General features: G+C 41.4%; 14 protein-coding genes, 1 tRNA gene and 1 riboswitch. Of the genes, 3 read left to right on the top strand and 12 right to left on the bottom strand.

Annotated features, from left to right (window positions below):
- Positions 1–213: 213 nt before the first annotated feature.
- The 5 genes from pheT to M1F56_RS04230 form a co-directional block, all read right to left on the bottom strand.
- On the bottom strand, positions 214–2,619 hold the full coding sequence (gene pheT, locus M1F56_RS04250) for a phenylalanine--tRNA ligase subunit beta (RefSeq protein ID WP_247916959.1): 2,406 nt from the start codon (positions 2,617–2,619) through the stop codon (positions 214–216).
- Between the two features lie 119 nt (positions 2,620–2,738).
- A complete protein-coding gene (gene pheS, locus M1F56_RS04245) occupies positions 2,739–3,785 on the bottom strand; it encodes a phenylalanine--tRNA ligase subunit alpha (RefSeq protein ID WP_247916958.1) in 1,047 nt (348 codons plus the stop codon).
- Between the two features lie 381 nt (positions 3,786–4,166).
- Positions 4,167–4,817, bottom strand: a complete 651-nt coding sequence (locus M1F56_RS04240) for a phosphatase PAP2 family protein (protein ID WP_247916957.1) — start codon at positions 4,815–4,817, stop codon at positions 4,167–4,169.
- On the bottom strand, positions 4,807–5,370 hold the full coding sequence (locus M1F56_RS04235; RefSeq protein ID WP_084868663.1) for an ECF transporter S component: 564 nt from the start codon (positions 5,368–5,370) through the stop codon (positions 4,807–4,809). Before M1F56_RS04235 ends, M1F56_RS04240 begins: the two co-directional genes overlap by 11 nt.
- A gap of 153 nt (positions 5,371–5,523) precedes the next feature.
- Positions 5,524–5,741: riboswitch (FMN riboswitch) on the bottom strand.
- Between the two features lie 40 nt (positions 5,742–5,781).
- Positions 5,782–6,285, bottom strand: coding sequence for a tRNA (cytidine(34)-2'-O)-methyltransferase (locus M1F56_RS04230; protein ID WP_061587973.1), 504 nt, complete (start codon positions 6,283–6,285; stop codon positions 5,782–5,784).
- A 402-nt stretch (positions 6,286–6,687) separates the two neighbouring features.
- On the opposite strand from M1F56_RS04230, the gene trkA reads away from it, so the two are divergent.
- Together trkA and M1F56_RS04220 are read left to right on the top strand one after the other, a co-directional pair.
- On the top strand, positions 6,688–8,037 hold the full coding sequence (gene trkA, locus M1F56_RS04225) for a Trk system potassium transporter TrkA (RefSeq protein ID WP_084874512.1): 1,350 nt from the start codon (positions 6,688–6,690) through the stop codon (positions 8,035–8,037).
- A gap of 3 nt (positions 8,038–8,040) precedes the next feature.
- The gene (locus M1F56_RS04220) at positions 8,041–9,480 is read left to right on the top strand and encodes a TrkH family potassium uptake protein (protein WP_247916956.1); all 1,440 of its coding nucleotides are present in this window, start codon (positions 8,041–8,043) and stop codon (positions 9,478–9,480) included.
- A gap of 88 nt (positions 9,481–9,568) precedes the next feature.
- On the opposite strand, the gene M1F56_RS04215 is transcribed toward M1F56_RS04220, so the two are convergent.
- The 5 genes from M1F56_RS04215 to M1F56_RS04195 form a co-directional block, all read right to left on the bottom strand.
- Complete coding sequence (locus M1F56_RS04215) at positions 9,569–10,498, bottom strand: ATP-binding cassette domain-containing protein (protein ID WP_001291314.1); 930 nt, start codon at positions 10,496–10,498, stop codon at positions 9,569–9,571.
- A 10-nt stretch (positions 10,499–10,508) separates the two neighbouring features.
- Positions 10,509–11,576: an ABC transporter ATP-binding protein gene (locus tag M1F56_RS04210; protein ID WP_000159802.1), complete on the bottom strand. Its 1,068-nt coding sequence runs from the start codon at positions 11,574–11,576 to the stop codon at positions 10,509–10,511.
- Between the two features lie 8 nt (positions 11,577–11,584).
- Complete coding sequence (gene oppC / locus M1F56_RS04205; RefSeq protein ID WP_000103693.1) at positions 11,585–12,511, bottom strand: oligopeptide ABC transporter permease OppC; 927 nt, start codon at positions 12,509–12,511, stop codon at positions 11,585–11,587.
- Positions 12,511–14,007 carry an ABC transporter permease gene (locus tag M1F56_RS04200; protein ID WP_000759886.1) on the bottom strand — a complete coding sequence of 499 codons (1,497 nt, stop codon included), beginning with the start codon at positions 14,005–14,007 and terminating at the stop codon, positions 12,511–12,513. Before M1F56_RS04200 ends, oppC begins: the two co-directional genes overlap by 1 nt.
- Before the next feature lie 66 nt (positions 14,008–14,073).
- The gene (locus tag M1F56_RS04195; protein WP_247916955.1) at positions 14,074–16,053 is read right to left on the bottom strand and encodes a peptide ABC transporter substrate-binding protein; all 1,980 of its coding nucleotides are present in this window, start codon (positions 16,051–16,053) and stop codon (positions 14,074–14,076) included.
- A gap of 304 nt (positions 16,054–16,357) precedes the next feature.
- Here M1F56_RS04195 and M1F56_RS04190 point away from each other — a divergent pair.
- Positions 16,358–16,428: transfer RNA gene (locus tag M1F56_RS04190), tRNA-Cys, on the top strand.
- Between the two features lie 134 nt (positions 16,429–16,562).
- Here the strand turns inward: M1F56_RS04190 and M1F56_RS04185 are convergent.
- Both M1F56_RS04185 and M1F56_RS04180 read right to left on the bottom strand, forming a co-directional pair.
- On the bottom strand, positions 16,563–17,894 hold the full coding sequence (locus M1F56_RS04185; protein WP_247916954.1) for a hemolysin family protein: 1,332 nt from the start codon (positions 17,892–17,894) through the stop codon (positions 16,563–16,565).
- Positions 17,895–18,019: 125 nt separating this feature from the next.
- Complete coding sequence (locus tag M1F56_RS04180; protein WP_247916953.1) at positions 18,020–18,853, bottom strand: DNA/RNA non-specific endonuclease; 834 nt, start codon at positions 18,851–18,853, stop codon at positions 18,020–18,022.
- Positions 18,854–18,880: the final 27 nt, after the last annotated feature.

The following is an 18,880-nucleotide window of genomic DNA, read 5'->3' as shown; positions in this document are numbered from 1 at the left end:
TTTTGATAGCCTTTACAAGGATTTATGTACATTTTTATCTTGTCCATCCCAGCTTAAAAACTACGTCCCCTAAGGGTCTTAAGTGCCTAAGTGATAGAACAATTATAGCCCATTAAAGTGCATACAAGAACTTTTACTCCTCAATTGTCCATTTTTGATCCTGAATTGTCATTTTAAAAAGCAAAAATCCACCCCGAAGGATGGATTGATGATTTAACGCACTTCTGCCTTCACTTTTTCTTCAAGTGATGCTTGGATTTTTTCCATGTAGCGTGCGACTTCTTCGTCTGTTAGGCTGTCTTCTGGATTTTGGAAGGTCAAGCTATAGGCCATTGACTTCATGCCAAGTCCCAATTTCTCACCTGAGAAAACGTCAAAGAGTTTGATATCTGTCAAACGTTTTACGCCTGCAGCTTGGATAGCGTCTACAACTTCTTGATGAGTGACTTCCGCTTTGAGGAGTAGAGCTACATCACGACTGACTGCTGGGAATTTGGTGATTTCCACAAATGGAGCAGCTGGTTGAAGCGCAGCTTCGATGGCTGAAAGGTTGAGCTCAGCTACATACGTTTCTGGAATATCGTAAGCCTTGGCAGTGACTGGATGCACTTGGCCAAGGAAACCAAGAACTTGGTCACCGAGTGAAATCACGGCTGTACGTCCTGGGTGGAGACTTGCAATCTCAGCTGTTGCTGTATAAGTCACTTCTAGTCCCAAGCGAGTAAAGAGCGCTTCAAGGATTCCCTTAGCATAGAAGAAATCAACTGGAACTGCTGCCGTTTGGAAGTCTTTTTCAGCAACCAAGCCTGTCAAGGCAAAGGCAAAGCTGTTGATCTCGTTTGGTAGATCTTCTTTTGGATTGCCTGTTTGTTCAAAGACTTTTCCAATCTCGTAAAGTGCCAAGTTTTTGTTCTTACGAGCCACGTTGTAGGCCACCGTATCCAAAATACCTGAGATCATATTTTGGCGGAGGACTGAACGGTCCACAGTCATTGGCCACATGAGTTCTGTAAGGTTACTTGGTTGAGCTGTAAACTCAACTGCTTTTTCTGGAGTTGTCAGAGCGTAGGTAATGATTTCTGTCAAACCTGCTCCTTCAGAGATAGTACGGACTTGGCGACGCAATTTTTGTGTTGCAGTCAATTCACCTGCTGTACCATCATCTTTTGGAAGACTGGTTGGCAAACGGTCATAACCATAGATACGAGCGATTTCTTCAAAGAGGTCCGCTTCGATGGCGATATCCCAACGACGACGTGGAACGCTAACGGTAAAGCTGTCTTCATTTCCAGAAAGACCAAAGCCAAGACGACGGAAGACATCTTCGACATCAGCGTATGAAAGTTCTGTTCCAAGGACACGGTTGACATCGGCAAGAGTTGAAGATACTTCTACATCTGAAGTGTCAAGCTCACCCGCTGAAACGATGCCCTTACGCACCGTCGCACCTGCAAGTTCTGCAATCATGCTAGCTGCAGCATCCAAGGCCTCATTGACTGTTGCCACATTGATCCCTTTTTCAAAACGAGAAGATGATTCCGAACGAAGGTTAAGGCGTCCGCTAGTCTTACGAATGGATGTGCCATTGAAAACAGCAGCTTCTAACACAACACGACTAGATTTTTCAGAGATTTCTGTAGCCTCTCCACCCATGACACCTGCAAGGGCGACTGGTTTGTCAGCGACAGTAATCACTAAATCATTTGTTTCCAACTCACGTTCTTCACCGTCCAAGGTCACCAACTTTTCACCAGCACGCGCTTCACGCACACGGATGTCATTGCCTTCAAAGGTATCCAAGTCAAAGGCATGCATAGGCTGACCAAAGTAGAGTAGAATATAGTTGGTCACGTCGACCACATTGTTAATCGGACGGATGCCTTCGTTCATAAGAAGGTTTTGCAACCATTGCGGACTTGGTGCGATGGTCACATTGTCCAAGATACGAGCAGCATAGTAAGGCGCCTTATCTGTTTCAATGCCTACAGAAAGGGCATCTGCTGCAGCTTCATTTGTTTCTGTTAAACTGAATTCTTTAAAGTTGACTGTCTTGTCATAGATAGCTGCAACCTCGTGCGCTACTCCACACATAGAAAGAGCGTCTGCACGATTCGGAGTGATAGAAAGTTCGATGATTTCATCATCCAAGTCTAGATATGAGAAGACTTCCTCACCTGGTACTGCATCTTGAGGCAAGATTTGAATACCATCTGCAAATTCCTTTGGCACAACTGAGTCAGAAATTCCCAATTCACCAAGAGAACAGATCATTCCAAGTGACTCCAAGCCACGGATTTTCCCTTTTTTAATCTTGTAATTGTCAGCGATACGAGCTCCTGGAAGAGCCACCATGACCTTGATACCAGCACGCACATTTGGGGCACCACAAACGATTTGACGGGCTTCTTCTTCGCCAACGTTAACCTGACAGACATGCAAGTGAGTTTCTGGCACATCTTCGCAAGACAAGACCTCACCGACGACAATTTTTGAGAGACCGGCAGCCGGTGATTCGACACCTTCGACCTCGATCCCTGTAGTTGACATTTTTTCAGCCAACTCTTGAGATGGCACATCAATGTCCACCAATTCTTTTAACCATTTATAAGATACAAGCATAATTCTGATTGTAAGATCTCACCGAGTAAGACCTTTTCAATTCCTTTCTTTTTCTTCGAGTCAGTCCTCACCATTCTCATCAAGAGAAAATGACTAGGACTGTGTTTCAGGTTTCAATCTTATTTAAACTGTTCTGAGAAGCGGACATCTCCTTGGTAGAAGCCGCGGATATCGTTGATTCCGTAGCGGAGCATAGCTACACGCTCTTGACCAAGACCAAAGGCAAAGCCAGAGTAGACAGTCGCATCGATGTCACTCATTTCAAGGACACGTGGGTGAACCATACCGGCACCCATGATTTCGATCCAACCTGTTTTCTTACATACGTTACATCCTTCTCCACCACACTTGAAGCAAGAAACATCCACCTCAACAGATGGCTCTGTGAATGGGAAATAAGATGGACGCAGACGGATCTGACGCTCTTCACCGAACATCTTTTGGACGATCAACTGAAGCGTTCCTTGAAGATCTGCCATAGAGATGTTTTTCCCAACAACCAATCCTTCGATTTGGTGGAATTGGTGACTATGGGTTGCATCGTCCGTATCACGACGGAACACACGTCCTGGTGAGATCATCTTCAAAGGACCTTTTGAAAAATCATGAGCATCCATAGCACGCGCCTGAACCGGAGACGTGTGAGTACGAAGCAAGATTTCTTCTGTGATGTAGAAAGTATCCTGCATATCGCGAGCTGGGTGATCTTTTGGAAGGTTCATACGCTCAAAGTTGTAGTAGTCTTGCTCCACTTCAAAACCATCCACGACTTGGTAACCCATCCCGATGAAAATATCTTCGATTTCTTCACTGGTTTGCGTGAGAACATGACGGTGACCAGTCGCAACAGGGCGGCCTGGAAGTGTCACATCGATACTCTCGCTAGCCAGTTGAGCTGCAACTTTCTTTTCTTCCAAGAGCTTAGCTGTTTCTTCAAAGGCTGCGGTCAAAACATCACGAGCTTCATTAACATGTTTCCCGATGATTGGACGCATCTCAGCAGAGACATCCTTCATCCCTTTGAGGATTTCCGTAAGCGACCCTTTTTTACCAAGGACAGAAACACGCAAATCTTGCATCTCTTTTTCATTTTCAGCAGTAATCTGCTGCAAGCTAGCCAGCGTTTCTTCGCGAAGCGCTTTTAATTGTTCTTCAATAGTTGACATAATTCCTCCATCAGTCACTTAACAGATAAAAAGAAAACCACATGCCAAAAACTCCACTCGGAGCGTTGACACGCGGTACCATCCGTTTTCATCTGACAAGTCAGACCTTCATTTCTAAATCCATGCGCAAGTGAATTCACCCAGCTTTCATATAGAGAGCTTGCAGTCACGGCTCTCCTCCCTGATATACTTCCCTTGAGTTACTAGTCTTGCGGATTTCTATTCGATTACTACATAGTTTATCAAATTTTTAGTTAAAAAACAAGTTAGATTAGACTAATTTCAATATAAAAAGGAACAAGACGCAATGCACTATCTATTTGTAGGTCCTGTTTCATCTGCTTTCCTTTTCATTTCTTTCTCCTCAAGGGAATTCGATACTCACTTCTGCTTGCCTTTAAATCGCCATTGGAAGCGAAGCTTGTCATAGAAAGGAAATTCGATAAACAAGATTCCCAAACCCACACAGAGACTGGCAAGAACATCTGATGGGTAATGAACTCCCAGATAGACTCTTGACACCAGCACACTGACTAGGTAGAAGCCAAGAACGATTTGCACAATTTTTCTCCAAACCGGATCTTTAATTCGTTGACTGAAAATTACAATCAAAGTCCCTATCATCAGCGTCACTGCCAGAGAATGCCCACTTGGAAAAGAAAAGCCCTTCTCCTCTACCAGATGTAAGATAGCTGGCCGTGGGCGCTGGTAGATATTTTTGAAGGTCACGATTAAAAGACCAGCTATTGCTAGATTTCCCGCCATGAAGAAGCTTTCTATCTTCCACTGCTTACGATAAAAGATAAAGGCTGCGATGGCAACCCAGGTGATAATCACCGGGATATCAATCAAATGCGTAAGGGCACGGAATAGAACTGTCAAATAATTTGGCAAGTCCCCACGAAGGGCAGTCTGAATCGGTTGATCAAAACCGACCAACGTTTCAGGATAGAACTTAACCATATAGCCAAGAAGGACGAAAAGTAAAAGGGCAAAACTGCCCTTCATTAAAAATGTTTGTTTATCTCTCATAATGTTTTAAGGTTGGTTTCAAGAGGACGTATAACAACCAGAATGAAACGGCAAAGATGATACCCTCAATCAAGTTAAAAGGTAAAACCATGGTCATTAGGTAGTTGGAAAGTCCCAAAATTTTTCCAATATCAAAGTTAGCAAACTGCGCGTACAAAGGAACCGCATAAACATAGTTGAGAACCAACATCGCAGCAGTCAATCCAATAGTTCCCGCTAGAGATGCTAGTAGGAAACGAAGAGTGCTACGTTCCTTTTTCCAAATCAAACCAAAGGCGATAACAAAAACTCCCAAGGCTACGATATTCATTGGCAAGCCAATGTAGGTATTCACTCCTTGGCTATTCAGAAGCAACTTCAAGAGTGAGCGAAGCAAGAGAATTCCTAGTGCAGCTGGCAAATCCATCACCACCAAACCCACAAGGACTGGCAAGATACTAAACTCGATCTTGAGGAAGGTCGCCGCTGGCAAGAGAGGAAAGTCAAAGTACATCAGCACAAATGAAATGGCTGATAAAATCGCAATGGTCGAAAGTCGACGTGTGTTTGTCATAACAGGTTCCTCCAATTTTCTATAAAATCAGAAGAAGTTGGAAAGGATCCCTCTATCTATTCTCACTTTTTATATCCCAAAAGCTCCCTCTCACTCTTTTGGGCAAGCGGTTGCAATTCATCTATAAACTCATCAGAACAGACAAAGCCATTCTTTCGTCTTCTCCCATCCAGACTATACTGTCGGTTGTGGAATCACACCACATCAGCTTGCGCTCGCGGACTTCCTTAACTAAGATATCCTGGATTAATCTAGGCATCGCAGTCGAAGATAATACTTGAGTATATCGAGACAAGACAACGAAGAGTAAGCCAGAATAGCTAGTTAAAGTCACCGCCGGTCGGGAATCTCACCCAGCCCTGAAGACCCTTTAATCATAACAAAAAACGCTTGCAAGTGCAAGCATTTTGATTATTTCAATTTATCTGTTTCATAGGTGTGAACAAGCTCAAGATCTGCAAAATTCTGCTGACGAAGCGCTTCATAGACAATCATGCAGACGGTATTAGACACATTGAGACTGCGGACATGTTCATCGTTCATGGGAATACGGAGAGCTTTCTCAGGATGTTCTCTCATAAAGTCCTCAGGCAAGCCCTTGTCTTCACGTCCAAAGAGAAAATAATGGTCCTCGTCAGTCGATAAATCTACCTCAGAGTACACCTTCTCAGCAAATTTTGAAATCAGATAGAGTTTTCCCTTCATCTGAGACATGAAATCTTCCAAACTGTCATAAAAATAAATCTCTAACTTATCCCAGTAATCCAAACCAGCCCGCTTCATCTTCCGGTCATCAATCGGAAATCCCATCGGTTTGATGATGTGGAGGGGAGAATTGGTCGCAGCGCAAGTACGCGCAATGTTACCTGTATTTTGTGGAATCTGAGGTTCAAATAATACAATGTGATTTGTCATGACTGGCTTCCTTTCACCATTGCAAAAAAATAGCCACACTGCCCGGAGTCAAGCTCAGCAAACAGCGTGGTTAAGGCATCGTTAACTTACCTCACAACAGGTTTGAAGTAAATCAGCGAAGCTACTTTCTTAGTATAACACTTTCAGAACCATTGTCAATAGAAATAACTTGATTTTTTTACTTTTTTTGATAATATTTCCATACTTAGTCATTCTTTTTCTGAGAAAGGATATTAAATGAGCGAAATCACTTCATATAATAGACATTTCTATGAAAGGTGATCAATTTTATCTTTGAAAACTTACAAAAAGTCTTTTCTTATCCTCTAAAATGGCTTGGCAAGTGCATTTTTTGCGAAAAAAGGGTATGATAGTTACATCATGAAAAAGTAGGGTTTTTATATGAAAATTGTCCTTGTTGGTGGAGGGAAAGTCGGTTTCGCCCTCTGTCGTTCACTGGTTGCAGAAAAACACGACGTTGTCCTCATCGAACAAGATGAGGCTGTTCTCGATCATATTGTCAGTCGCTTTGATATCATGGGACTCCTTGGAAATGGAGCAGACTTTGCTATCTTAGAGCAAGCCGGCGTTCAAGAGTGTGATATCTTTATTGCTCTAACGGAACACGATGAAGTGAATATGATTTCAGCAGTACTTGCTAAAAAAATGGGCGCTAAAGAAACCATCGTTCGAGTGCGAAATCCTGAATACTCCAATGCCTATTTCAAAGAGAAAAATATTCTTGGATTTTCACTTATCGTTAACCCAGAACTCCTAGCCGCCCGTGCTATCTCAAATATCATTGATTTTCCGAATGCACTCTCAGTTGAGCGGTTCTCAGGGGGACGGGTCAACCTGATGGAGTTTGTTGTCAAAGATTCCAGTGGTCTCTGTCAAATGCCAATCTCAGATTTTCGTAAAAAATTTGGCAATATCATTGTCTGCGCTATGGAACGAGACCATCAACTTATGATTCCGAGTGGTGATATTACTATTCAGGATAGAGATAGAATTTTTGTTACTGGGAATCGTGTGGATATGATGCTTTTCCATAACTATTTCAAATCACGTACAGTGAAAAGCTTGCTCATCGTTGGTGCTGGAAAAATTGCTTATTACCTACTTGGCATTTTAAAAGATAGCCGTATTGACACTAAAGTTATCGAGATTAATCCTGAGAGAGCTCGTCTCTTCAGTGAAAAATTTCCAAATCTCTATATCGTACAGGGAGATGGAACTGCCAAAGATATCTTGCTTGAGGAAAGTGCTCCCAACTATGATGCAGTTGCAACTTTGACTGGGGTTGATGAGGAAAACATCATTACCTCTATGTTCTTAGACCGTGTTGGTGTCCATAAGAATATCACCAAGGTGAATCGAACTAGCCTTTTAGAGATTATCCATGCACCTGATTTTTCAAGTATCATCACACCCAAAAGCATTGCAGTGGATACCATTATGCACTTTATCCGTGGTCGAGTAAACGCTCAATACTCAGACCTTCAAGCCATGCACCATCTAGCAAACGGTCAAATTGAAACTCTTCAATTCCAAATCAAGGAAGCTAATAAAATGACTGCCAAACCTCTTTCACATCTGAAATTGAAGAAAGGGGTTCTCATCGCAGCCATTATCCGAAAAGGAAAAACAATTTTCCCTACTGGAGAGGATAGACTTGAGGTAGGAGATCAGTTACTCGTGACGACCTTATTACCAAATATCACCAAGATTTATGATCTGATTGAGAGGTAAAAGATGAATAAAAGTATGATTCGTTACCTCCTCTCAAAACTTCTCTTGATTGAGGCGGTTCTCCTCCTAGTACCCGTTAGCGTAGCAACCTATTATCAAGAATCCAGCCAAGTATTTACAGCTCTCTTTACAACAATTGGAATTTTAATACTTCTTGGTAGCTTGGGAATTTTACGGAAACCCAAAAATCAGCGAATTTATACTAAGGAGGGAGTCTTAATCGTCGCCCTCTGTTGGATTCTATGGTCTTTCTTTGGAGCGCTTCCCTTTGTCTTTTCAGGACAAATCCCAAGTGTCATCGATGCCTTCTTTGAAATCAGTTCTGGTTTTACAACTACAGGAGCAACCATTCTGACAGATGTCTCCGTTCTCAGCCGTTCCCTCCTCTTCTGGCGAAGTTTTACTCACTTGATTGGAGGGATGGGGGTACTCGTCTTCGCGCTTGCCATTATGGACAATGCCAAGAATAGTCACTTAGAGGTGATGAAGGCTGAGGTCCCTGGGCCTGTCTTCGGTAAGGTTGTATCCAAACTAAAAAATACTGCCCAGATCCTCTATCTGCTTTATTTAGGGCTCTTCTCACTTTTTGTAGTCATCTACTATCTAGCTGGTATGCCCCTATTTGATAGCTTTGTCATCGCTATGGGAACGGCAGGAACCGGTGGCTTCACCGTCTATAACGACGGAATTGCCCACTACGGCAGCTCACTCATCACCTATCTCGTCAGTATCGGAGTTCTGGTTTTTGGGGTCAACTTTAATCTCTACTACTACCTCATGCTCCGTCGGGTTAAGGCTTTCTTTGGAGATGAAGAACTTCGCACGTATGTAATCATTGTCCTAGTTTCTACCGGCTTGATTACTCTCAATACGCTCCACCTCTACCAAGGTGTCTCTAAGAGCTTTGAAATGGCCCTCTTTCAGGTTTCCAATATCATTACAACAACTGGTTTTGGTTATGGAGATATTACCAACTGGCCCCTCTTCTCCCAATTTATCCTCCTCTTCCTCATGGGAATCGGTGGCTCTGCTGGATCAACTGCAGGTGGACTCAAAGTTATCAGAGGACTCATCCTTTCAAAAATTGCAAAAAATCAGATCTTGTCCATCTTATCTCCTCATCGCGTATTGACTCTACATGTCAATAAAACTGTGATTGATAAGGATACCCAGCACAAGGTCCTAAAATATTTTGTCATTTATGTGATCATTTTACTGTCACTTATCTTCATTGTCAGTCTAGATAACAATGATTTTCTAGTTGTTACCAGTGCGGTCTTCAGCTGTTTCAATAACATCGGACCTATTCTAGGTACAACTTCTAGTTTTGCTATCTTTAGTCCCATCTCTAAAATCCTTCTCTCATTTGCAATGATTGCAGGTCGTCTAGAGATTTATCCCATTTTGCTTCTCTTTATGAAACGTACCTGGTCCAAACGCTAATTATAATACAACTCCCCTTCTACAAGCTAGTGAAAGGGGAGTTTTTCTATTAAAAATGAGAAGACCTTTCGGTCCTCTCCTAATCTGTTTATTTTTTAAGTGCTTCTTTGTAGCGAGCAACTTCCGCTTGATTAGCCCAAACATAGTGACCTGGACGAATTTCCACCATAGATGGTTTGTCTGTCTCATAGTCATGTTGGCTAGGATCATAGACTTTCAAGACCTTCTTACGTTCCAAGATTGGATCTGGAATCGGTACAGCAGATAGAAGTGCTTGAGTGTACGGATGAACAGGATTATTAAACAACTCCTCTGTCTCCGCTACTTCAACGATAACACCCTTATAGATAACTGCGATACGATCTGAGATAAAGCGAACAACTGACAAGTCATGCGCGATAAAGAGATAGGTCAAGCCCAATTCTTTTTGAAACTTCTTGAGCAAGTTCAAGACTTGCGCACGAACAGATACGTCCAAGGCTGAAATTGGCTCATCCGCAATAACGAAATCAGGTTCCATTACAAGAGCACGGGCAATCCCAATACGTTGACGTTGACCACCAGAAAACTCGTGTGGGTAACGAGTCAAGTGCTCTTTCAAAAGACCAACTTCATGAATCATCTTTTGAACTTTTTCTTTTCGCTCTTCTTCATCTTTGAACAAGTGGTAGTTGTAAAGACCTTCAGAGATGATATAGTCAACTGTCGCACGTTCATTTAAGCTGGCTGCAGGGTCTTGGAAAATCATCTGGATACGGCGGATCAACTCTGAAGATTCCTTATGAGATTTTTTCCCATTGATCTTATGACCATCAAAGATGATTTCACCTTTACTAGTATTATTTAGACCAATAATAGCACGGCCAATCGTTGTTTTCCCACTACCAGACTCACCAACAAGAGAGAAAGTTTCTCCCTTGTTGATAAAGAAGTTAGCGTTTTTAACGGCAACAAACTTCTTACTTCCTTCACCGAAGGAAATTTCTAAATCTTTAATTTCTACTAATTTTTCAGACATTTCCTTCCTCCTAGTCTTCTAGATGAGCAAAGCCCATTTTATCACGAATTTTATCATGTAAATCTGCGATGATTTCTGGTTTTTCAACCTTAGGAGCATTCTCATGAAGCAACCAAGTCTTAGCCCAGTGAGTATCAGTGACTGAAAACTGAGGCGCTTTCTGTTCAAAGTCAATTTGCATCGCATAATCTGAACGAAGGGCAAAGGCATCACCTTTCAACTCAGTATAAAGAGACGGTGGTGTTCCAGGGATAGAGTACAATTCCCCTTTATCGTCAGCAAGCTGAGGCAAGCTAGACAAGAGACTCCAAGTATATGGATGACGTGGGTCGTAGAAGACTTCCTCAACAGTACCGTATTCTACAATTTCACCAGCATACATAACCGCCACCTTATCGGCAATACTTGCTACCACACCAAGGTCATGGGTGATAAAGATAATGGTGAAGTGGTACTCATCTTGCAAAGTTTTAAGCAAATCAATGATTTGCGCTTGAATGGTTACATCAAGGGCCGTCGTTGGCTCATCACAGATCAAAATATCTGGGCGACAAGCAAGGGCAATCGCAATAACGATACGTTGGCGCATCCCTCCAGAATATTGGAAAGGATACTCGTCAAAACGTTTTTCAGCGTCTGGAATTCCGACCTTGTTCATATAGTCGATTGCCATTTCTTTGGCTTCCTTAGCTGTTTTCCCTTGGTGTTTAACGATAACTTCTGTGATTTGGCTACCGATTGTATTAATTGGATCCAAACTTGTCATTGGGTCTTGGAAGATGGTTGCAATTTTAGCACCACGGATTTTCTCCCATTCTTTGTTCGAAGTCAAGGCTGTCAAGTCTTGTCCACGATAATCGATGCTTCCTTGGGCAATGCGCCCATTATCTTCCAACATCCCTGTAAAGGTTTTTGTTAATACAGATTTACCAGAACCAGACTCACCTACCAAGGCAAGAACTTCCCCTTCAATCAGTTCTAGAGAAACGCCTCTGATAGCCGTCAGAACTTTGTCACGAACGTCAAATTCCACGACGATATCGCGAGCAGTCAAAATTACATTACTTTCTTTTGTCATGTCTACTCCTATCTATGTGTACGTGGATCACTAGCATCCGCTAAGTTCTGACCAACAACGAATAGAGATAGGGATACCAAAATCAAAGTTGTCAATGGAATCCAGAACAAGTACGCATTGGTCGTAACGTTTTGTGAGTAATCTGAGATCAAACGTCCCAAACTTGGCACTGTTACAGGCAACCCCAATCCAAAGAAGGAAAGGAAAGCCTCATAAGAGATAAAGCTTGGCAACATCAAGGTCATCGTAGAAACAATAACAGATACCAATTGTGGCATGATATTTTTCACGATGATTTTAAAGGTTGGTGTTCCAAGTGTTTGAGAAGCAAGGTTGTATTCCAAGTCACGGTAACGCATGATTTGAATACGAATTGAATAAGCAATACCAATCCAAGTCGTCACACTCATAGCGAAGATCAAATTCCAGAAACCAGCACCAATTGAATAAGTCAAGACGATAACAATCAAGAGAGATGGAATGTTTGAAATAATGTTATAAACTTCCATCATGACGCGGTCAACAGATTTTGAAATTCCCCAAATTCCACCAACAATAACCCCAATCACAAGGTTGATAAAAGTAGCAATTACAGAAATGAGGATAGAATTACGCGCACCAAACCAAACTCCATCAAACAAGGATTTACCATTGCTATCCGTACCAAACCAGTGTTCGGCATTGGGCTTAATAAAACGAGCGCTAAAGTCATTAACCTTACTTACATCGTTAAAGTCAAAGTCTGAAAACATCGGATAGATAAAACTCATCAAAATAATAGCTACCAATATTCCCAACATAATGACTGTTGATTTTTTCTTTAAAAACTGTCTAAATACAGAGCCCCAGTAAGAGTAGGCAGGAGCATCAATCGTTTCAGAGGCAAAATCATCACGTTTTACGAACTGAAATTTTTCTTTATCAATTGTTGACATTATTTGCCTCCTTTCTCTGTCAATTTAATACGTGGGTCAAGCATAGTCATCCAGATATCTCCTACAAAGAGTGAGAAGATAGAAATACAAGTAAAGATGAAGACGAGACCAACTACCATTGAGTTATTTGATGCCTTAACAGAGTCAATCAACATTTTACCCATACCTGGGAAGGCGAAGACTGTTTCTGTCAATGTTGCACCACCAATAACCCCGATTACGGCACCTGGAATACCTGAAACCAAAGGAACCATGGCATTTTTAAAGACGTGTTTATTTGAAATTTCTTTTTCAGATAAACCCTTTGCACGAGCAAAACGGACGAAGTCTTGAGATTGCAAATCAATCATATAACGACGAATCCAGATTGCTGTACTTGGTGCTCCCAGCAAACCTAGAATGACTGCTGGCAAGACATAGGAACGCCAATCTCCAGCCCCCAAGATAGGGAATGAGTCAGGCAGACCAATAGATGATCCAATCAAGCGAACGATATAAACCAAGGCAATCGTTGGAAGTGCAAGCAAGAAGGTTAGAGCACCTGTTGAGAAGCTGTCAATCCAAGTATTCTTGTGGCGAGCCATAGCAGATCCAAGAGGAATCGCAATAGCATAAGAAATAATCAAACCAATCAAACCAGCAACAGCTGAGCTTGCAATCATAGATGGATATTGGTAGTTACTTTCTGTAGCTGTATATGGATCGTCTTTACCATAGTTAGCTATTTCACGCGCATCTGCTTGACTTGGAGATTTGTAGGTACGAGAGTAAATATCTACAGACGAAGTCTTTTTACCAGTAGGGAATTGAACTTCTGATGTCTTAGTTTGTCCTTGACCTTGTGTGATAACTTGAAGCACTGGCGTGTTCGCATAAGTTGGGTAAGAGTCACCCAAGTTAATGTTCACAAAGTTTTGGTGTACAAACGGGAATTGATTGTTGAAATACAAAAGGTATTTATGTTTGGTACCTGAACCAACCAATGACCAACCGATAGCAGGGTCATTTTCAAAACGAAGATAACGTTCCAAGTTTGGATTTTCAGGGTCTTGAATCTTGTTTGTATGATCAATATCAAGTAAGTTCGCATAGAATTTGAAAACACGTTCAAAAATCGGAATTTCACGCGTAGCATAGAACTGACCACTCTCTGAAAAGACACCTAACGTCCAACCATTACCGAGTTGGTTGATGTATTTTTCGTAGATTGCCTTATTGGTATCATTGGCATCTACTGTTACAGATGAGTCCATTGTGCTAGCTTTTTCTTGCAACTCCTTGGTATCGTAGTACTCGATATAGCCCATACGTTCATAAACGGTATTCTCATAATTATCTCGCTTATCTGGAGTCGTTGCAATCTTGTTGTAGTTGGTATCCTGCTTGAAAATCAGTTTCCGAGGAACCATCGTATAGATAATCGTGTAGGTCAAGGTTGTCACCAAGAAAATAGACAACAATGAGCGCAAGACACGCATAAAAATATATTTTTTCATATCGTTTCCTTTTAAAATCCCAAAAGAACCTTCTCCTCATGGAGAGAAAGTTCTCTTGAGAGTTATTTATTTAACGTGATTCGTCAATTCTTTTTGAACTTTTTCGTTTGATTCTTTTTTCTCTTTGAGCCATTTCTCACGAGCTTGTTCGTAATCAGCTTTCGTTACAACCTTGTCTTGCAACTGAATATACTTGAAGTATACATCTGAACCCTTATCTCCAGATTGACTGTATGACGCAGAGAATGGTACTACACGAGAAATGAATGGCGCTGCTCCACTAGATGACATAGCAGGAAGGAAGAGAGAGCTATCTGTCAACCAAGCTTGAGCTGCTGCGTATTTTTCATAACGAACATTCAAATCGCTTGTTTCTTTAGCAGCTTCATCAACTAACTTATCGTATTCTTTCAAACCAACTTGAGCTGCTGCAGCATTATCTGCACCTTCGTAACCCATGTATGTTTTTGTTTGTTCAGCATTCGTTGTCTTCAAGATATCAAGGTAAGTTGATGGATCTTCGTAGTCTGGACTCCATGCAACTGCTCCTGAGAGATCCCAATCTTCTGCCGCAGCGCTTGCTGCATAGTAGGTGATATTGTTCAACTCATCTTTAGAAACTTGTTGGATATCAATCACTACATTATCTTCACCAAGTACTTTTTCAACTGATTGTTTAAAGGATTGAATACGAGCGATATAGCTCTTAGCAGTTTGGTCTACTGGAATATCCAAGTGGATAGGGAATTTCGCACCTTCTGCTTCCAATGCAGTTTTAGCTTTGGCAAATTCGGCTTTGGCTTTATCGGCGTTGAAGAGTCCATCTTGACCATCCGCAAAGTTTACGTTCTTCCATTCATCACCATAAGCAACCATCTTTTCAGTTACCAAGTCACCGAAAGTTTTTTCACCTGCAGAGACAAACCCTGGTTTCACAAAGAGGTTACGAACTGCAAGAGGAGCACCTTCCTTACCATTAATTTGTGCTGAGTAAGAAGTACGGTCAAAGGCAAAGTTCAAAGCCTGACGGAAATCCTTGTTAAGAAGAGCTTTCTTAGTAGAAGTCTTCTCTTCATCAGTTGTCTTAGAAGTGTATTTGTAACCTTGACGGTCAATATTCACACCCAAACCAGTAATCCCTGGTCCTGATGGAGTGTAGAAGATATTGTCTTTGTATGTTTCTTCTACCTTAGAGTAGTTTGAACTTGTTGGGAAAAGGCGAGCATAGCTGTATGCTCCACTTGTAAAGTTACGTTCAATGGACTCTTGGTCTGACCCATCATAGAAAGCAAGGGTAACTTTATCAAGGTGAACATTATCCTTATCCCAGTACTGCTCATTCTTAGCAAATTCGATAGAAGACTTAGTAGTCAAACCTTTTAGCAAGAACGGACCATTATAAAGCAAGGACGTAGGATCTGTTGCTTTGGCAAAATCTGATCCTTTTGATTTTTCAAATTCTTCGTTCAATGGCCAGAAGATTGAATAAGCCATCTTAGAGTTCCAGTATGGTTCGGGTTTGTTCAAAGTATACTCAAGTGTATAATCGTCAACTGCTTTCACACCTACTGAAGAAAAGTCTTTATTGTTTCCAGCTTTATAGTCAGCTAGACCTTTAACTGAATCTTCTGCTAGATAAAGTGCTTCAGACTTGTTATCAGCTGCGTGTTTCAAGCCATTTACGAAGTCTTTCGCTTTCACTTCAGCATATTCTTCGCCATCTGATGTCATCCATTTGACACCTTTACGAATCTTGTAGGTATAAGTCAACCCATCTTTTGAGACTGACCAGTCTTCTGCAACTGCAGGAGTCAAATTCCCATATTTATCATTTGTAAAGAGACCATCGATACCATTTGAAGTGGCAATTTTGGTACTTTGTTTCCCTGAAATGAGGTAATCCAATGTTTCTGGGTCAGCTGAATAAACATAACCATAGGATTTTGGAGCTGTTGAATCAGATGATTTTGAAGAACCACAAGCAGCGAGAACGCCAGTTGCCAGCAAAGCAATCCCTGCTGTAACAAATACTCTACTTTTTTTCATGTATGTAACTCCTCTTAAAAAATTTAGGCTTATTGCCAATTATACCATAGATTTCTCAAAAAGTAAACGAATTTTCAGAATATTTAGGCGTGTAACCACAAAAAACTTTCATTTATCAAATTTTTCTATTCTTTGTTTGCTATCTATTGAGGCATAAGGCAAATTTGATGCCCATAAAGCCTGATTTTCAGGCTCCCTCTCTCTATTTTTCTACCCAGTCAGAAAGGGCAATCTTCTAAATTGGATTTTCGATTAAGAAACTATTGACGGGAAATGATTTTCAAGGTATAATAATAAACGTTGAGGCGGTATAGCCAAGTGGTAAGGCACGGCTCTGCAAAAGCTTGATCGTCGGTTCAAATCCGTCTACCGCCTTTCAGTACCTGAATTAACAGGAATTATCCGAATAAAAAAGCCCGTAGAATCGGGCTTTTTTGTTATTCCAAATAGATAGGGATAACTGTATCTACCATATAGATTTACAAAAAGCAGCGACTCAAGTCACTGCTTTATTCTGTTTCTTCTTCAGTCTCTATTTCAGTGATTTGAACTTTTACCTTGGTAACACGTCCGTTTTTCACCTTGTCATTGGTTAGGATGATTTGTTTGTTTTGACTGACCAATTCATAACTGAGTTTTTCAGTCGTTGGAATCATTCCCACACCCGTCAAATAATAACCGGCGATGGTATCAACATCATCACTTTCCAGTTCTACATCAAAGTAGTCATTAAAATCGTTAAGATTCATGGTACCTTGAACGATATAGGTATCTTCTCCTATTTGATGGACTTCAATTTCAGCCTTGTCAGTCTCATCATCAATCTCACCAACAATTTCTTCTAAGAGGTCTTCTAGAGTTACCAAACCAGCCATTCCACCGTATTCATCTAACAAGATAGCCATTTGATTTTGGGTATTTCGAAGTTCTTTAAGAAGATCGTCCACAAAGATAGTCTCAGGAACAAACAGTGGCGTTTGGAGAATTCGTTTCCAGACAATATTATCAAAGCCATCTACAAAAGCAGCATTCAACAAGCGCTTGGTGTGGATCAAACCAATAACATTATCCTTATCCCCATCATAAACAGGGATACGTGAGAAATTTTGCTTTAAAATACTCTCGATAATCGTTTGACTGTCATCCTGAATATCCACCATAAAGGCATCTGTCCGAGGAACCATGACTTCTCTCGCCATCAGCTCATCTAGAGAGAAAATCCCTTGTAACATCTCGATTTCGTCTGCATCCAAAGTTTCCTCACTTTTGGTCAACATGTACTCAATTTCATCTCGAGTCATTTTTTCATCCGCATCATCAAAGGTCATTGGCGTTAAACGACTCAAGAGATTAGTTGAAGCAGATAACAACCAGACAAAGGGACTGACAATCTTTCCAAGACCAATAATAATTGGTGCTGTTCGAATTGCCAAAGCATCTTTTAGATTAAGGGCAATCCGTTTAGGATAGAGTTCACCAAAAACAATAGAGATGTAGGTCAAGAATGCCAAAGAGAGGAAACTTGCAATGGCATAAGCTGTTTCTCCGTTCCCCATCCAAGAGGCAATTACTTGTCCAAGTGTATCTGCCAATTTTGCCCCTGACAAGATCGTGATCAAGGTGATACCGACTTGAATTGTTGATAAAAAGTGGTTAGGATTTTCAAGTACCTTTAACAAACGAATGTAACGTTTGTCTCCCTCTTCTGCCTTTTGCTCCACTCGGGAACGGTTTAGTGACACCATCGCCATTTCAGTGGCTGAGAAAAAAGCATTTAACAAGGTCAAGATAAATAACAATACAAACTGTAGCAACAAATTCTGACTGCTCGGGTCTTCCATAGTCCTTCTCCTAAAATAGTATCTTGTGTTTCATTATATCATAAAATTCTTCAGGATTCACATTATTTTTCATTTAAACAACAACTCCCCTGCCTCTAGAAGACAAAGGAACTGTTTTATTGTATCTATTGTTTCTGATCTGTCACCGTTACTTGACCTGTTCGGTAATCAAGCTGGATTCCCTTTTGAACATTGGGGATTAGCACGTTGAACTCCAATTCGCCATCCGAAGATTTGGCTTCAATTTGTGAAGCAGATGGAACTAGATCCTCATTTGTCGCATAATGGAGTGTCACGCGGTAACGGACCCTCTTATTTTTGTCCAAGGCTTTTCTGACCAAACTCTCATAGTAGTTCTGACCTGTCGAATCCTCAGCCTGCGCTTGGTTTGCCCAAGCTGTCTGGACCGCAATATTCTTGGGATTGCTGGTAGAGGCATCAAAGCCATCCAAACCACCTATCAAGGCATAGCCCAACAGGTGCCCTCTATCTACAGCATGCGTGTAAGCCCCCTTTAGATTCTTGACCTGATGCCATCCCGGTGGCGTCCAAGAGGTGGAGCCATTTCCAGTCTCTTCACGATTCTTATACTGCCGAGTCGTTTTGGATAAGATGGCATTGGCAACAGTCGGGACTGTTTCTTTTCCAACTGTCTTTGTTTTATTATCCGCATAGGGTTTGCTTGAAACCTTGGCATCTAGATTGGTTTTATTGTCATTGACAACAAAGGCCCCTGCTCCATTCCACTCGAGGTCCCCCTTGATTTGGTTCTTTATCGACTCAGTTAAGACACTTTCAGCCAGCTCCTGACTGGGAGCTTCTGAAGCTTGTTTTTTCTGACTAACCTTAGTTCGAGGGCTATTTGATGCCGACTGCATCTGCTTGATATAATAGCTTCCAGCAGCCAAGAGTAAGAATATAAGTAACCCTATCAAAGTCTGTCTTGTTTTTTTGTCCATTTTTCTCCTTATTTCTTTAGAAAAAGA

This window comes from Streptococcus oralis, assembly GCF_023109005.1.
GTDB lineage: Bacteria > Bacillota > Bacilli > Lactobacillales > Streptococcaceae > Streptococcus > Streptococcus oralis_BU.
The sequence above is the reverse complement of the archived record's forward strand: the minus strand, read 5'-3'. Positions and strand labels throughout refer to the sequence as shown.

Excerpts from the sequence above, each read along its gene's own strand:
- M1F56_RS04235 (WP_084868663.1), bottom strand. The coding sequence starts at position 5,370 with ATGACAAACACACGTCGACTTTCGACCATTGCGATTTTATCAGCCATT.
- M1F56_RS04180 (WP_247916953.1), bottom strand. The coding sequence starts at position 18,853 with ATGGACAAAAAAACAAGACAGACTTTGATAGGGTTACTTATATTCTTA.
- M1F56_RS04195 (WP_247916955.1), bottom strand. The coding sequence starts at position 16,053 with ATGAAAAAAAGTAGAGTATTTGTTACAGCAGGGATTGCTTTGCTGGCA.
- trkA (WP_084874512.1), top strand. The coding sequence starts at position 6,688 with ATGAAAATTGTCCTTGTTGGTGGAGGGAAAGTCGGTTTCGCCCTCTGT.
- M1F56_RS04240 (WP_247916957.1), bottom strand. The coding sequence starts at position 4,817 with ATGAGAGATAAACAAACATTTTTAATGAAGGGCAGTTTTGCCCTTTTA.
- M1F56_RS04185 (WP_247916954.1), bottom strand. The coding sequence starts at position 17,894 with ATGGAAGACCCGAGCAGTCAGAATTTGTTGCTACAGTTTGTATTGTTA.
- M1F56_RS04210 (WP_000159802.1), bottom strand. The coding sequence starts at position 11,576 with ATGACAAAAGAAAGTAATGTAATTTTGACTGCTCGCGATATCGTCGTG.
- oppC (WP_000103693.1), bottom strand. The coding sequence starts at position 12,511 with ATGTCAACAATTGATAAAGAAAAATTTCAGTTCGTAAAACGTGATGAT.
- pheT (WP_247916959.1), bottom strand. The coding sequence starts at position 2,619 with ATGCTTGTATCTTATAAATGGTTAAAAGAATTGGTGGACATTGATGTG.
- M1F56_RS04200 (WP_000759886.1), bottom strand. The coding sequence starts at position 14,007 with ATGAAAAAATATATTTTTATGCGTGTCTTGCGCTCATTGTTGTCTATT.
- M1F56_RS04220 (WP_247916956.1), top strand. The coding sequence starts at position 8,041 with ATGAATAAAAGTATGATTCGTTACCTCCTCTCAAAACTTCTCTTGATT.
- pheS (WP_247916958.1), bottom strand. The coding sequence starts at position 3,785 with ATGTCAACTATTGAAGAACAATTAAAAGCGCTTCGCGAAGAAACGCTG.
- M1F56_RS04230 (WP_061587973.1), bottom strand. The coding sequence starts at position 6,285 with ATGACAAATCACATTGTATTATTTGAACCTCAGATTCCACAAAATACA.
- M1F56_RS04215 (WP_001291314.1), bottom strand. The coding sequence starts at position 10,498 with ATGTCTGAAAAATTAGTAGAAATTAAAGATTTAGAAATTTCCTTCGGT.